General features: G+C 52.8%; 17 protein-coding genes. 5 read left to right on the forward strand and 12 right to left on the reverse strand.

Annotated features, from left to right (window positions below):
* Complete coding sequence (gene hisG, locus ACXJJW_RS01965) at positions 1 to 861, forward strand: ATP phosphoribosyltransferase (protein WP_456474039.1); 861 nt, start codon at positions 1 to 3, stop codon at positions 859 to 861.
* Complete coding sequence (hisA, locus tag ACXJJW_RS01970; protein ID WP_456474040.1) at positions 858 to 1583, forward strand: 1-(5-phosphoribosyl)-5-[(5-phosphoribosylamino)methylideneamino]imidazole-4-carboxamide isomerase; 726 nt, start codon at positions 858 to 860, stop codon at positions 1581 to 1583. The genes hisG and hisA overlap by 4 nt, the downstream gene beginning before the upstream one ends.
* On the opposite strand, the gene ACXJJW_RS01975 is transcribed toward hisA, so the two are convergent.
* The gene (locus ACXJJW_RS01975; RefSeq protein WP_456474041.1) at positions 1567 to 1953 is read right to left on the reverse strand and encodes a HEPN domain-containing protein; all 387 of its coding nucleotides are present in this window, start codon (positions 1951 to 1953) and stop codon (positions 1567 to 1569) included. The two genes, hisA and ACXJJW_RS01975, sit on opposite strands and share 17 nt — an antisense overlap.
* A 2-nt stretch (positions 1954 to 1955) precedes the next feature.
* The gene (locus tag ACXJJW_RS01980; RefSeq protein ID WP_456474042.1) at positions 1956 to 2294 is read right to left on the reverse strand and encodes a nucleotidyltransferase domain-containing protein; all 339 of its coding nucleotides are present in this window, start codon (positions 2292 to 2294) and stop codon (positions 1956 to 1958) included.
* 158 nt (positions 2295 to 2452) lie between these two features.
* On the opposite strand from ACXJJW_RS01980, the gene ACXJJW_RS01985 reads away from it, so the two are divergent.
* Entirely contained in the window at positions 2453 to 2680 is a 228-nt protein-coding gene (locus tag ACXJJW_RS01985; RefSeq protein ID WP_456474043.1) for a hypothetical protein, read from the forward strand.
* Positions 2681 to 2707: 27 nt separating this feature from the next.
* Here ACXJJW_RS01985 and hisH read toward each other — a convergent pair whose 3' ends face one another.
* From hisH to hisF, 3 genes are read right to left on the reverse strand one after another with little or no spacing between them, the layout of a single operon-like run.
* Positions 2708 to 3310, reverse strand: a complete 603-nt coding sequence (hisH, locus tag ACXJJW_RS01990; RefSeq protein WP_456474044.1) for an imidazole glycerol phosphate synthase subunit HisH — start codon at positions 3308 to 3310, stop codon at positions 2708 to 2710.
* Positions 3307 to 4209: a cation diffusion facilitator family transporter gene (locus tag ACXJJW_RS01995; RefSeq protein ID WP_456474045.1), complete on the reverse strand. Its 903-nt coding sequence runs from the start codon at positions 4207 to 4209 to the stop codon at positions 3307 to 3309. Before ACXJJW_RS01995 ends, hisH begins: the two co-directional genes overlap by 4 nt.
* Positions 4206 to 5006, reverse strand: a complete 801-nt coding sequence (gene hisF / locus ACXJJW_RS02000; RefSeq protein ID WP_456474046.1) for an imidazole glycerol phosphate synthase subunit HisF — start codon at positions 5004 to 5006, stop codon at positions 4206 to 4208. Before hisF ends, ACXJJW_RS01995 begins: the two co-directional genes overlap by 4 nt.
* Positions 5007 to 5118: 112 nt before the next feature.
* On the opposite strand from hisF, the gene ACXJJW_RS02005 reads away from it, so the two are divergent.
* The gene (locus tag ACXJJW_RS02005; protein WP_456474047.1) at positions 5119 to 5520 is read left to right on the forward strand and encodes a Tfx family DNA-binding protein; all 402 of its coding nucleotides are present in this window, start codon (positions 5119 to 5121) and stop codon (positions 5518 to 5520) included.
* Here ACXJJW_RS02005 and ACXJJW_RS02010 read toward each other — a convergent pair.
* From ACXJJW_RS02010 to ACXJJW_RS02030, 5 genes are read right to left on the reverse strand one after another with little or no spacing between them, the layout of a single operon-like run.
* Positions 5507 to 6202, reverse strand: a complete 696-nt coding sequence (locus ACXJJW_RS02010; RefSeq protein WP_456474048.1) for a TIGR02253 family HAD-type hydrolase — start codon at positions 6200 to 6202, stop codon at positions 5507 to 5509. The two genes, ACXJJW_RS02005 and ACXJJW_RS02010, sit on opposite strands and share 14 nt — an antisense overlap.
* Positions 6203 to 6829, reverse strand: coding sequence for a translation initiation factor IF-2 subunit beta (locus tag ACXJJW_RS02015; RefSeq protein WP_456474049.1), 627 nt, complete (start codon positions 6827 to 6829; stop codon positions 6203 to 6205).
* Between the two features lie 10 nt (positions 6830 to 6839).
* Positions 6840 to 7379 carry a TATA-box-binding protein gene (locus tag ACXJJW_RS02020; RefSeq protein ID WP_456474050.1) on the reverse strand — a complete coding sequence of 180 codons (540 nt, stop codon included), beginning with the start codon at positions 7377 to 7379 and terminating at the stop codon, positions 6840 to 6842.
* Between the two features lie 58 nt (positions 7380 to 7437).
* Complete coding sequence (locus tag ACXJJW_RS02025) at positions 7438 to 8883, reverse strand: NAD(P)H-hydrate dehydratase (RefSeq protein ID WP_456474051.1); 1446 nt, start codon at positions 8881 to 8883, stop codon at positions 7438 to 7440.
* Complete coding sequence (locus tag ACXJJW_RS02030; RefSeq protein WP_456474052.1) at positions 8880 to 9965, reverse strand: CBS domain-containing protein; 1086 nt, start codon at positions 9963 to 9965, stop codon at positions 8880 to 8882. The genes ACXJJW_RS02025 and ACXJJW_RS02030 overlap by 4 nt, the downstream gene beginning before the upstream one ends.
* Before the next feature lie 96 nt (positions 9966 to 10061).
* Between ACXJJW_RS02030 and ACXJJW_RS02035 the strand changes: the two genes are divergently transcribed.
* Positions 10062 to 10325: a PRC-barrel domain-containing protein gene (locus tag ACXJJW_RS02035; protein WP_456474053.1), complete on the forward strand. Its 264-nt coding sequence runs from the start codon at positions 10062 to 10064 to the stop codon at positions 10323 to 10325.
* Here ACXJJW_RS02035 and ACXJJW_RS02040 read toward each other — a convergent pair.
* A complete protein-coding gene (locus ACXJJW_RS02040) occupies positions 10322 to 10720 on the reverse strand; it encodes a CBS domain-containing protein (protein ID WP_456474054.1) in 399 nt (132 codons plus the stop codon). The genes ACXJJW_RS02035 and ACXJJW_RS02040 overlap by 4 nt on opposite strands.
* A gap of 3 nt (positions 10721 to 10723) precedes the next feature.
* Positions 10724 to 11107: universal stress protein (locus tag ACXJJW_RS02045; RefSeq protein WP_456474055.1), on the reverse strand; the 384-nt coding region annotated here is incomplete at its 5' end.

Raw genomic sequence — 11107 nt, forward strand, 5'->3', positions numbered from 1 at the left:
ATGATAAAGATAGCAGTTCCCAATAAGGGCAGGTTGCACGAACCGGCGATGCAGCTTATGCGCAGCGCAGGTCTAATGGTGGTCAACTCTGGTGAGCGCCGTCTCTTTGCGAGCACCGTCGACCCCGAGATTCAGGTGCTCTTTGTGCGCGCCGCTGATATACCCGAGTTCGTCTTCGATGGCGTCGCCGACTTGGGAATCACAGGTTATGATGTGGTTGTCGAGTCAAACTACGATGTGGAGCTTCTCCTTAATTTAGATTTCGGTAGAGCGCGCCTTGTGGTGGCTGCTCCTGAGAATTCTGGAATAGAGAAGGTTGAAGACATAAGGCAGGGGCTGCGTGTGGCGACGGAGTTTACAAACATCACGCGCCGCTTCTTCGATGAGAGAGATATTGAGGTCAAGGTGGTTAGAGTTTCAGGGGCCTGTGAGATTGCTCCGCATATAGGCTTGGCGGAGCTCATCGTGGACCTGGTGAGCACTGGTACAACGCTGAAGATGAACAAGCTGCGCGAGGTGGAGACCATCCTGGAAACCTCCGCCTATCTGATAGGCAACAGGGATGCGGTAAGGGCAAAGCACGATAAGGTGGAGGAGGTCATAACCGCCTTCTCCAGTGTTCTCGCGGCGCGGCGCAAGAAGCTCATAATGATGAATGTACCCAAGGCGGCACTGGAGGAGGTTAAGAGGATAATGCCCGGAATGGCTGGCCCTACTATCGCGGAGGTTGCAGCGGCAGAGCCCATGTACGCCGTAAATTCAGTAGTGGATGAGGGCGAGGTTTACACAATAATAAATAGAGCAAAGAAGCTTGGCGCTCGCGATATTCTGGTGCTGCCGATTGAGAGGATAATTGAATGAGCATGAGCTTCCTGGTAATCCCTGCGCTGGATTTGAAGAACAGGCGCTGCGTGCAGCTTGTTGGCGGCGACCCGGGCAGAAAGCTTGTTGAGCTTGAAGACCCTCTAGCTGTGGCAAAGCACTGGGAGAGCCTCGGCGCAAGGCGTCTTCACCTCGTTGACCTGGACGCGGCAATAGAGGGCAGCGAGATTAACCGCCCGCTGGTGGAGGAGATTATATCCAAGCTGAGGATACCCGTGCAGTTCGGCGGGGGGATAAGGAGCGTCGCCGAAGCGAGGCACTTCCTTGAGCTTGGCACCGCAAGGGTGATTCTGGGCACGGCGGCGCTGGAAAATCCCCAAATCCTGCGCACCTTAGCTGAGGAGTACGGCAGGGATAGGATAACAGTCGCCATAGATGCAAGGGACGGCTACGTGGTGATTAAGGGCTGGAAGGAAAAGACCCGGAGGCGAGCTTCAGAGGCGGCGAAGGAATTTGCCCGCTACGCCAGCGAGATGCTGTTCACAAATGTGAATGTTGAAGGGCGAATGCAGGGTGTGGACCTGAGCGCTGTGAAAGAGGTTGTGAATGCCACCCCTGCCAGGATAATCGTCTCCGGTGGAATCGCTTCCCTGGAGGACATAAAAAATGTCAGAAGCCTGGGCGCCTTCGGCGTGGTTATAGGTTCGGCGCTCTACATGGGAAAGATTGATTTCAGGGAGGCGCTTAAGTTGGAGGTTTAAGTTTGCCCATGACGAACTTCCCAACCCTATCTGCGACGTTTATCGCCTCTTCAGCTTCCCCACGGGTGGGTTCATAGAAACCAGGATACCTCACTTCAGTAGCATATTCTGACAGATATTCCACATCTAGCTGCCTGAGTTTCTCGAATTCTTCGTCCGCCTCAATGCATTTATCCAGCAGTTCCTTAATGTTGTGCGTTTTTCTGAATCGTTTCTGCTCATGAACCAGAAAAGCCTTTAAATATTTCTCAGTAGCCTGTTCGGCATGGTAAGCTATTACCCAGGGTTCTTCATTGAGCTCCAGAAGCTTTTTCGCAACTCTCAGATCAGTATCCGCTCTTTTAAGCCATCTATCAACCTCTTTATCCATATTCATATAATAATTCCCTCTATTTTGGACTCATATGCGATGTTTCCTACATATTTTGATTTATTATCATAAAGTTCTTTATTTACTATTATTAAATCCGCATAAACCGGCAGCTTTCTTATTATTTCAAGCCATAACTTTTTCCTTGTATTTCTATCCAGTTCCTTTTTGGTCACCACAAGCACGTCCCAGTCGCTCTCTTCTTTAAAATCCCCCCTGGCACGGGAGCCGAAGAGGATGATTCTGTCAACCTCTACACCATGCTTTGCAGCCGCCTCCAGAATTATTCTCTTAATCTTTTTGATTGTTTCTCTATCCCCCTTCAGTAAAATTTTTTCCATGCCCTCTCAGTGAATATTAACTTTCTTAAAAATTAAAAACGCTGTTTATTAGGGATGGACGTCTTCGGCGTGATTATCGGCTCGGCGCCTCTGCGTATAGGAGCGCAGAAAATTTTTAATTCGTATCATAATACTTAGTATCATGATACTAAAATTTATTGACAGGGAAAATCCTCTTTGCTGAATGCAAATGGCAGGAAAAGGTAAACCCTGGGAAAGTATGCAGGGATCTGGTTGAAAAATCAAAATACGTGGACTGGCGCAATGGCAGGAGAGAGGAGCATTTCGCGGTGTTTGCCAGAAGTTTTAGCAGAAAGATGGACGAGTTTGAGGGCAGGCGAGTTTTCTGTTTTGATTTGAAGGACATGGAGAGGATTCTAAAGTAAGACCTCGTGTCTGGAGCAGAGAGACAGCTACCCCCCCGCAATCTCCACAAAATTTTCCAGCAGCTTCAACCCCAGCTTTCCGCTCTTCTCAGGGTGAAACTGCGTGGCAAACACCCTGCCCTTCTCCACCACCGCCGGAATCTCCACCCCGTAGCTCGTCGTGGCCACAGTTACGTCATCCTCTGGCTGGGCATAGTAGGAATGGACAAAGTAGAAGTAGTCCCCGTTCTTTATGCCCGCGAGCAACCCTGAGCTCCGCTTTATCTCCAGGGAATTCCAGCCCATGTGGGGTATCTTAACGCTGGAGGGTAGCCTGACCACCCTGCCCTTTATCAGGTCCAGACCTCTGCCCTCGCCCTCCTCGCTTGAGGTGAACAGGAGCTGCAGCCCCAGGCAGATGCCAAGCAGGGGCTTCTTCTCAGCCTCTCTAAGAATAACCTCACGCAGAGGGTAGAGATTCGCCATCGCATCTTCGAAGGCGCCCACCCCGGGGAGAACAATCGCATCGCTCGCCTCCAGCTCTTCCTTCTTATCTGTAATCACCGGCTTCGCCCCGCCCCGCTCCAACCCGCGATATGCGCTTCGCAGATTTCCCATACCGTAATCCACTATTGCAATCCTCGGTCTCATATCCCTTCCTTCCTCTCTTTAAAAAAATTGGTGCCGCACTCTCTGCCAAGGCACTCAAACTGAAGTGTTATATGATTTATCCTGTGCTCATTAAACTTTTCATTAACCTCACGCCGAATTTCTTCAAGCTGGCTTATCCTCCTGTCCTCAACAGCAATGTGGGCGCTCGCCGCATTTATGTGGGAGCATATCGCCCATACATGAAGGTCGTGCACCTCCTTCACGCCCGAGATGCTCTCCAGGGCGCGCTTCAGGGACAGCACATCCACATGCTTCGGCGTACCCTCCAGCAGGATGTGCCCGCTCTCGGCTATCAACCTGAGCGCACCAATCGCAACTATCGCAGCTATAAATATGCTCACCACCGGGTCGGCGATGGTATTCCCTGTGAGGTAAATCGCTAAACCTCCTGCAATCACACCCACGCTTCCCAGTGTATCGCCCATCACATGCAGAAAGGCTCCGCGTATGTTTATATCCTCCTGAGCATGTTTGCGAAGGCGAAACATCACAAACAGGTTTGCGGCTAAGCCGAGGATGGCAACGCCCAGCATCTCCCTGAGCCTTATCTCAGGCGGAGATAAAAAGCGCTGGTAGGCCTCGTAGGAGATGGCGGTGGCTATCACTAGGAGAAGCACGCCGTTGGTAAGCGCAGCCAGCACCTCTGCCCTGTGGAAGCCAAAGGTCCGGCCCAGGCTAGGAGGGCGGGCGGCTATCTTTATTGCAAGAAAGCTCAGCGCCAGAGCAAAGGCATCGCTGAACACATGCGAGGCATCGCTTAGCAAAGCCAGACTGTTGGATACTATGCCCCCTACCAGCTCGACGCTGAAAATTGCCAGGGTAATTACCAGGGCGAGCCTCAGCTCCCTGGCGGAAAGTGTCTCTTCATGCCCATTCAAAGCCTCACCTCTATTCCGCGAGCCTTTAGGTAAGCCTTTATGTCCTGCACAGTGTACTCGCCGTAGTGGAATACACTTGCAGCCAGCGCGGCGTCCGCCTTGCCCTGGGCAAAAGCTTCATAGAAGTGCTCAATCTTACCGGCGCCGCCGCTCGCTATTACGGGCACACGGGTTTCCTCGGACACAGCGCGGGTGAGCGGTATGTCGAAACCCATCTTGGTGCCGTCTGCATCCATGCTGGTGAGCAGGATTTCGCCTGCACCCAGAGCTTCAACCTCCTTTGCCCAGGCTATTGCATCTATGCCAGTGTCCCTGCGCCCGCCGTAGATGTAAACCTCAAACCAGCACCTTCCCTGAGGGGTGTCCACGACGTAGCGATCCTCGCGCTCCTCATAAACACGCTTTGCATCTATCGCGGCGACGATGCACTGGCTGCCAAATCTTCTCGCAGCCCTTGTTATAAGCTTCGGGTTCTTCACCGCCGCGGTGTTAATAGCAGTCTTATCCGCGCCGGCTTTGAGGATGCGGCGCACATCCTCAACCTCACTTATTCCTCCGCCAACTGTGAGGGGGATAAAAACCTGGTCTGCAGTAGCCTCAACCACCTCCACCATAGTCTTTCTGCCCTCGTGGCTGGCGCTTATGTCCAGGAACACCAGCTCATCTGCACCCTGCTCATCATAAAATCGCGCCAGCTCCACCGGCGACCCCGCGTCGCGCAGGTTTTTGAAGTGCACACCCTTGACCACGCGCCCATCTTTAACATCCAGGCATGGTATTATCCTCTTGGTCAGCAAGCTACCACCTCACTAATCTGCGATGCTAACATGAATCGAAATCTTTAAAAGCCTATGAGGCCCTAAGCTTATCAGGGGTAGCTAAATGCCAGCATTTACGCAAGAGGAGGTAATGCAAACCTTTCTCACACCCACGCAGGCGAAAATACTTGAGCTGCGCGCCAAGGGCTATACCCAAGCTCAGGTGGCCAAGATTCTGGGCACAACCCGCGCCAATGTGAGCATCACTGAAGGCAGGGCCAGGAAGAATATTCAGAAAGCGGCGCGCACCTTAACACTCTTCAACAAGATAGGTGCACCTCTGATGATCGAGGTGGGCAGGGGTGAGGACATTTTCAACATCCCCAAAAAGGTCTTCTCCTGCGCCACGGAATGCAGAATAAAGGTGAAGGAGAACACCCTCTCCCTCATTGAGAAGATTGAGCGAGAGGCGAAGGGAAAGCTCGACGGCAGGGTTGTGAGGGAGGGAATAAGGATAACCATCCTCAAGGATGGGCGCGTTATTGTGGACTGAGCTTTGGTAGCACATCCTGAAGCTCTACTATATCTCCAATCACCGCATCGGGCATCTCTTCCTCGCTCTCCGGCTCCACCTTTGAGTACTTCCCTCTTCTCACCCACACCGTTGCCATGCCTGCCGCCTTGGCGCCCAGAATGTCTGTTGCTATTCTATCCCCCACCATAACACTCTCCCCCGCGCTTATCCCGAGGTTCTGCATCGCCAGGTTGAATATCCTTGTCTCAGGCTTTTCGCAGCCCACCTCTTCGCTGGTAACCACAACATCGAAGAAGTGATGTATGCCCAGATTTATCAGCTTCTCCCACTGCTTCACCGCCAAGCCGTTGGAGATAACTCCCAGCCTGTAATGCTGCTTCAGTGCAATGAGCATGGGCACAACGCCCGGAAAGGGCTTGAGGTACCCGAACTTAGTGTGCTCATAGGCAACAACACCGGCGGCCACTATCTTGGGGTTCCACTTCATTCCAAGCTCCTTTAAAAGCTCGTCATAGTGCCTGGGGTAGTTTGAGCCGAAGCGAGAGATTATCTTCTGCAGCAGGGAGTAGAGCCTCTCCTCGTCGCGCTCCTCCAGACCTGCGTCGATCATGGCACGTATGGAGTTGAGCCTCGCCATCCTTGCAAGGGTGGTGCTGTCGTAGAGGGTATCGTCTATATCAAAAAAAATAGCCCTGAGCATTCACCTCAGTACCTCTACAACGGTTGCAAAAATCCGCGTGCCGTGCACGCCGGTTATTCTCGCCTTTACCTTCTGTCCCTCGCGGGCGCCGTTCACGTATATTATGTACTCCCCCAGCTTTGCAACGCCGTCGCCGCGCTTTCCCGTCTGGGTGATCAGCACTGTAATCTCCTCGCCCACCTCGGGTTTTGTGCTGCGCTTCGCCGTAGGTGCTGCACGGATTGCACCGAGGGGGTGTCTTGAGCCACAGGCCTCGCACTTCAGCAGGGTTATCCTGTCCTCCTTGATTATCCGCGTGTCTGGGCGACTGCACTCGGGGCAGATGACATACTGCGCAAGGAACGCCTCAAACTTCTCCTGGATCAGTTGCTGACGGAACTGCCCCTTCATTATCAGGTAGTGGCCCTCCAGGCTGCCCGCCGTGCCAAGCTCCCTGAGGAGATACTTCACCAGCATCTCTGGAGGACGGTTTATCAGCTTGGACACCTCAGCCAGGTTCTGCACCACAGTAATCTTTCCCTGGACAATAGAGGAAATCCTGGGAACTTCGAAGCGTTTGTGCTCCTTTACCTTCTCCGGGAGCTCCTCGTATGCCTTTTCGAGGAGCTTTTCGTAATTGTACTCCATTCCACAACCCCTACAGCAGGCCCAGGTCCTTAAGGGTGGCCTTTACATTTTCAGTGGCACGCTCGGCGTCTTCCACACTTTTAGCGCCTGTGCACACGATTTTGCCTGAACCGAAAAGAAGAAGCACAACCTTGGGGTCCTTCATCCTGTACACAAGACCAGGGAACTGCTCTGGCTCATATTCTGTATTATCTAGGGCTATTGCAATCGCATCCAGATTAAGCTCCGCATGGAGATTGGCAGTAGCCACCACGTTCTGTATAACAACCTCAGGCTCCGAGTTTATATCTATGCCCGCCTCCTTTATCTTCTCAATTATCTTCTTTATGGCAAGGTGCGCCTCCTCAATGCTCTTCGCACCCGTGCACACGATTTTGCCTGAACCAAAAATTAGCGCTGCCGCCTTGGGTTTGTCCAGGTGATACACAAGACCGGGGAACTGCTCGGGCTCATACTCCACGCGGTCCAGATTGACTGTTATCAGCCCGAGGTCAAACTTCTGTCCCAGAGAGGTTGAAGCCACAACATTCTCTATAACAACGTCTGTCATACAGATACCTCCTTTATAAATACCCTTATCACCGGGTATAGATAACCATTTAAATGAATTATAAAAAATCAAAAATGCGCTTAACTGCATGAGGGACCTGCGCTGCGAGGTTGCTGGCTGTGAAGGCATAGCCCTTCTCCTCGAGGAGCATATCTCCTGCGTAGCCATTGATAAAGGCTGAGCAGCATGCCGCTTGGTAGACTCCCATCCCCTGGGCGATTAAGCCTGCTGTTAAGCCAGAGAGCACATCTCCGGTGCCGCCGACGGTCATACCTGGGTTGCCTGTTTCATTGAACTTTACCCTGCCCTCCGGCGAGGCCACTATGTCAACGCTTCCCTTCAGGAGGATGACACTTTCAAGCTGCCTGCTCCACCTCCTTACAACCTCAGACCTCTCTTCCAGCTTCTGCGGGAGATGCTCACCTGTTAGAACATTGAACTCACCTGCATGGGGGGTGAGCACCAGCTCTGCACCTTTTATGGGAAGCTCACCCTTCAGCGCCTTCAGCGCATCGGCGTCCACCACGCAGGGCTTTGAGCAGCGCCTCAAAATCTCGAGCACCGCTCTGGCGGTTTCCTTTCTAACCCCAAGCCCCGGGCCCAGAAGCACACAGGTGGCACGCTCCAGGAGGTCTTCAATCGTGGCAACAGCCTCGATGGAGAGATACTCTCCCGGGTATGCTCTGACTATGAGCTCAGGAGAGAAGCTGCGTGATACTTCGAAGTTTACCTCGGGCACCGCCAGATAAACCAGATCAACACCTGCATTAAGCGCCCCCAGTGCACTGAGCAGGGGGGCACCGTGGTATTCCATGCTGCCGCCTATAATCAACACCCGTCCGTGGTCGCCCTTGTGAGCCTCCTTTCTTCTTTCCGGCAGGTTGACCACCACATCTCCCGGGCCAACGTAGCGTGAGGCCTTTTCTGGTATGCCGATATCCACAACAATTGTGGGAAAGCGCTCAAGACCCGGCTTCGGCGCATGGAAGGTAACCACAAGGTCAGCGGCGACGCAGTATCCCTCGCCAACCTCGTTGAGTCCAGAGGGCAGGTCCACAGAAACCTTAAGGGCTGCGCTTTTATTCACCTCCTCGATTACGCTTCTGTAGGGCTCCCGCACAGCACCTTTTATACCGGTGCCCAGCAGCGCATCTACAATTATGTCCGCGCTGAGCCTCTGCTTTTTTAACTGCTTTATCCTGATCCCGAGCCTCCTCAGCTCTGACAGCTTCTGCTTGGACGCGCTACTTCTGGGTTCGCCGAGGAGCATCGCCATCACACTAGCGCCCATCTGAGCAAGGTAGCGCGCCGCTACCAGACCATCGCCGCCGTTGTTTCCTGTGCCGCAGAGAACCAGCACCCGCTTGCCTTCAACCTCCACCCTCTCTGCTACCTCCTCTGCAACAGCCCTCCCCGCGTTCTCCATCAGCTCCTCCGTCGGTACCCCCAGCCAGGCGCTGTTTATGTCCAGAATTCTCAGCTCCTCAGCGGTGAGCATCCTCATCTCTGCAACCTCATTAGGCGCATTATTTCAAGGGTGCGCAGGAGGTCTGTCTTGGAGATAATCCCCACAAGCTTTTCGCCGTCCACCACGAGAAGCCTCCCCACACCGGCGCGCGCCATGCGCATAAATGCCTCGGAGGCGTCCTCCTCAGGCGAGATGGTCAAAAGCTTTCTGGTCATCACATCACCCACGCGCCTTATGCCCCATTCCTCCCTGGGCACCCGCGACAGATCACTGAATGTGATTATTCCAACTAGCCTATTTTCATCGACCACTGGGTAGCCCATGTGCTTCTTTTCAAAGAGAATGTCAGCAAACTCCTCCAGGGTTATGTATTTGTCCACGCTGATAACATCTTCGCTCATTAAATCTCTGACCTTTAAGCCTGCAAGCATGAGGTTTATTCGCGACATCTCGCCCTCCTGCGTTGCACCGATGTAAACAAAGAAGGCGATGAAAATCAGCCAGAGGTTGGGAAGGAGCGCACCGGTGAGGGCCATCAGAATCGCTATGAGCTTCGCTATACTTGTGGCAATCTCTGTTGCTGCTGGAAATCCCAGCTTGAAGGCCAGGAGGGAGCGGAATACCCGCCCGCCGTCCATCGGCAGCGCCGGGATGAAAAGGTTGAAGGCGCCGAGAAGTAGATTCACCTTGAAGAAAACCAGCAGCAGGTCAAGAAAGCTCTCTATTTTAAACTCAAAGAAGGGGAAAATCCTGCTCAAATCGCCAAATGCGGCGATGATTCCAAGGCTCAGGGCGCTCACGATGAAATTGAATCCGGGGCCGGCGATGGCAATGGCAAACTCCTTCTTCGGGTTTCTGGGTATCTCCTCCATGGCGGCGATGCCACCGAAGGGGAGAAGGGTTATCTTGGAGATTTTAACGCCGTAGCGCTGCGCGACCAGCGAATGGCTGAGCTCGTGCAGGGCCACAGTTGTAAAGAGCATCACTATGTATATAAACGGCCCTGGGTTCAGGGTTAGAGCGCTGTACACGAAGAAAAATAGGAGAAGTAGGAGAAATGATATGTGCAGCTCCAGTGGGATGCCCAGAATCCTGCCTATCCTGTAGTTGTCCTTCATAACCCAGACCCTAAACTTTTTTATTTATTTAAACATCATTAGCTTTATATATGCATTGCCCCATATTACCATTTACATGTTTATGAGGTGGTTCCCTTGGTTTCAAGGCTGAGCGAGGTCACAGGTAAGGAGGTATTCACTGAAGATGGAGCACATGTTGGAACTGTCGACGACGTGGTTATCGACCCCGAGACAGGCAGGGTGCTCGGCATACTTGTAAGCGGTGTGGAGGATACCTTCTGGAAGAGGGTGGGAGTGGATAAAGCTAGGGGCATCAATGTGCCCTACAGGGCGGTAAAGTCGGTGGGGGATATAGTAATCCTCAAGAATATCGTTTATGCGGCCCAGTCAGCGCCTTAGAGGCGGCGGTAGAGTTCCTTGAGTATTCTGCCGTGCACAATAAGCCCTAGGAGTTTTCCTTCTTCTACCACAGGCAGGCGCTCTATTTTATTCTCTATCATGAGTCTGAGAACCTCCTTGAGGGGCGTGTCTCTGCTGACGACTATTAAACGCTTGGTCATGAGGTCCCGCACAGGCAGGGAACCCACCTGAAAGGTTTTCGCGAGCATTATGTCGCGCTGCGTTACTATGCCGAATATTCTCTCACCCTCCACCACAGGTAGGCTGCCCACACTTGAGCGCGTCATTATCAGATCCGCCAGTGCAATTTTGTCTTCCGGTGAGGCTGTTATCACCTTTTCGGCGGGAAGCATGACATCCTCCGCCTTTAGCTGTGCAAGCTCCTTCATTGCCATCACCTAAAACATCGCCCTTCCAGCACCGCTTTTTACCACCAGCACAGGTATCTTTGAGCGATGGACTACCTCTCTCGAGACGCTGCCGAGCATAAACTTGCTTATACCGCTGCCGTAGGAGGCCAGCACCACGAGGTTGTAATCGTCCTCCTCTATCTCCTTTATTATCTCGTCAGCTGCTCTCCCTTTGCGCACCTTTGTGTTTGCCTTTATTCCGTACTTCTCCAGAATCTTGGCACCTGTCTCAAGCGACCTGCTCACAGCCTTTGGCGTGCCCAGCTTCCTGAGCCTGTGGATGTCGTCTTTGAAAACCTCGAAGTATTCGTTGTACTCTTTATACTCCTCTTCGAATCTGGGTATCACACGGAGGATGGTAACCTCCGGCGA

The organism is Candidatus Pyrohabitans sp. (genome assembly GCF_054014795.1).

What these genes read in the sequence shown, in the direction of transcription:
- hisG (WP_456474039.1), top strand. Translation starts at nt 1, where the DNA reads ATGATAAAGATAGCAGTTCCCAATAAGGGCAGGTTGCACGAACCGGCG.
- hisA (WP_456474040.1), top strand. Translation starts at nt 858, where the DNA reads ATGAGCATGAGCTTCCTGGTAATCCCTGCGCTGGATTTGAAGAACAGG.
- ACXJJW_RS01975 (WP_456474041.1), bottom strand. Translation starts at nt 1,953, where the DNA reads ATGGATAAAGAGGTTGATAGATGGCTTAAAAGAGCGGATACTGATCTG.
- ACXJJW_RS01980 (WP_456474042.1), bottom strand. Translation starts at nt 2,294, where the DNA reads ATGGAAAAAATTTTACTGAAGGGGGATAGAGAAACAATCAAAAAGATT.
- hisH (WP_456474044.1), bottom strand. Translation starts at nt 3,310, where the DNA reads ATGAGACCGAGGATTGCAATAGTGGATTACGGTATGGGAAATCTGCGA.
- ACXJJW_RS02005 (WP_456474047.1), top strand. Translation starts at nt 5,119, where the DNA reads ATGCAAACCTTTCTCACACCCACGCAGGCGAAAATACTTGAGCTGCGC.
- ACXJJW_RS02010 (WP_456474048.1), bottom strand. Translation starts at nt 6,202, where the DNA reads ATGCTCAGGGCTATTTTTTTTGATATAGACGATACCCTCTACGACAGC.
- ACXJJW_RS02015 (WP_456474049.1), bottom strand. Translation starts at nt 6,829, where the DNA reads ATGGAGTACAATTACGAAAAGCTCCTCGAAAAGGCATACGAGGAGCTC.
- ACXJJW_RS02020 (WP_456474050.1), bottom strand. Translation starts at nt 7,379, where the DNA reads ATGACAGACGTTGTTATAGAGAATGTTGTGGCTTCAACCTCTCTGGGA.
- ACXJJW_RS02025 (WP_456474051.1), bottom strand. Translation starts at nt 8,883, where the DNA reads ATGAGGATGCTCACCGCTGAGGAGCTGAGAATTCTGGACATAAACAGC.
- ACXJJW_RS02030 (WP_456474052.1), bottom strand. Translation starts at nt 9,965, where the DNA reads ATGAAGGACAACTACAGGATAGGCAGGATTCTGGGCATCCCACTGGAG.
- ACXJJW_RS02040 (WP_456474054.1), bottom strand. Translation starts at nt 10,720, where the DNA reads ATGGCAATGAAGGAGCTTGCACAGCTAAAGGCGGAGGATGTCATGCTT.